At 64.4% G+C, this 2,063-nt stretch carries 2 pseudogenes; both read right to left on the bottom strand.

The window, feature by feature from the left end:
- Positions 1–1,009 (bottom strand): annotated as a pseudogene (locus ACEK02_RS06615) (DNA-directed RNA polymerase subunit beta'); the annotation flags it as partial.
- Between the two features lie 125 nt (positions 1,010–1,134).
- Positions 1,135–2,063: pseudogene (locus ACEK02_RS06610) on the bottom strand (DNA-directed RNA polymerase subunit beta); the annotation flags it as partial.

The raw sequence follows: 2,063 nt of genomic DNA, 5'->3' as shown, positions 1-2,063 counted from the left end.
CCTGCTTGCCCTTGAGCATGTCGGACAGCGACTTCAGCGGACGCTTGTTGGCGCCGGTGATGACGCGGCCGCGGCGGCCGTTGTCGAACAGCGCGTCCACCGCTTCCTGCAGCATGCGCTTTTCGTTGCGCACGATGATATCGGGCGCGCGCAGCTCGATCAGGCGCTTGAGGCGGTTGTTGCGGTTGATGACGCGACGGTAGAGGTCGTTGAGGTCCGAGGTCGCGAAGCGGCCGCCGTCCAGCGGCACCAGCGGGCGCAGTTCCGGCGGAATGACCGGCACCACGTCGAGGATCATCCATTCGGGGCGGTTGCCCGAATCGATGAACGATTCCACGACCTTGAGGCGCTTGATGATCTTCTTGGGCTTCAGCTCGCTCTTGGTGGTGGCGAGCTCCTCCATCAGGTCCTTGCGTTCCTGTTCGAGGTCGAGGTCGATCAGCATCTGCTTGACCGCTTCGGCGCCGATGCCGGCGCTGAACGCGTCTTCGCCGTATTCGTCCTGCGCGTCGAGCAGTTCGTCCTCGGTCAGCAGCTGGTACCGTTCGAGCGGGGTGATGCCCGGCTCGATGACCACATAGCTTTCGAAGTAGAGGATGCGCTCAAGCTGCTTGAGCTGCATGTCCAGCAGCAGGCCGATGCGCGAGGGCAGCGACTTCAGGAACCAGATATGCGCGACCGGGGCGGCCAGCTCGATGTGGCCCATGCGCTCGCGGCGCACCTTGGTGACGGTGACTTCGACGCCGCACTTTTCGCAGACGACGCCCTTGTACTTCATGCGCTTGTACTTGCCGCACAGGCATTCGTAGTCCTTCACCGGACCGAAGATGCGCGCGCAGAACAGGCCGTCGCGCTCGGGCTTGAACGTGCGGTAGTTGATCGTTTCCGGCTTCTTGATCTCACCGAAGGACCAGGAGCGGATGCGCTCGGGCGAGGCCAGACCGATCTGGATCTGGTCGAACGTCTCGGGCTTGGCGAGCTGGTTGGTGAATTTGGTCAGGTCGTTCATCGGTTTCTTCCTTTATCCCCCTCCCGATCGCGGGAGGGGTTAGGGGTGGGTCTGGTGCCGGGGTGGTGCCTGGTCGGCCCACCCCGATCCCCTCCCGCAAGCGGGAGGGGCGATGCGAAGTCCCTTTACTCCGCCGCCTCTGCAAGGCCGTCGTCGTCTTCCTGATCGTCCAGCGACGACAGTTCGACGTTGAGGCCCAGCGAGCGCATTTCCTTGACGAGCACGTTGAAGCTTTCGGGAATGCCGGCCTCGAAGGTGTCGTCGCCCTTGACGATCGCTTCGTAGACCTTGGTGCGGCCGACCACGTCGTCCGACTTCACCGTCAGCATTTCCTGCAGCGTATAGGCCGCGCCGTAGGCCTGGAGCGCCCAGACCTCCATTTCCCCGAAGCGCTGGCCACCGAACTGGGCCTTGCCGCCCAGCGGCTGCTGGGTGACGAGGCTGTACGGCCCGATCGAACGCGCGTGGATCTTGTCGTCGACCAGGTGGTGCAGCTTCAGCATGTAGATGATGCCCACCGTGACCTTGCGGTCGAAGGCTTCGCCCGTGCGCCCGTCATAGAGCGTGGACTGGCCCGAGGTGTCGAGACCGGCCTTGGTCAGCATCGCCGAGATGTCGGATTCGCGCGCGCCGTCGAACACCGGGGTGCCCATGGGTACGCCGGCCTTCAGGTTCTCGGCCAGCTCGACGATCTCGGCCGTGTTCCGGCTGTCGATATCGGCGTGGTACTGCTCGCCGTACACGTCCTTGAGCTTGTCGATCAGCACGCTCGGCGGCGCGGCCGCTTCCGGATTGGGATTGGCATAGCGCCAGTCCTCAAGCGCGTGCTTGATCTGCTGGCCCAGGCCGCGCGCGGCCCAGCCCAGGTGGGTCTCGAAGATCTGCCCGACGTTCATGCGCGAAGGCACGCCCAGCGGGTTCAGCACGATGTCGACGTGGGTGCCGTCTTCCAGGAACGGCATGTCCTCGATCGGCAGGATGCGGCTGATGACGCCCTTGTTGCCGTGACGGCCGGCCATCTTGTCGCCCGGCTGCAGCTTGCGCTTCACCGCAA

It is taken from the genome of Tardiphaga sp., from assembly GCF_041424195.1.
Taxonomy (GTDB): domain Bacteria; phylum Pseudomonadota; class Alphaproteobacteria; order Rhizobiales; family Xanthobacteraceae; genus Tardiphaga.
This window is presented reverse-complemented; position numbering and strand designations above follow the sequence as displayed.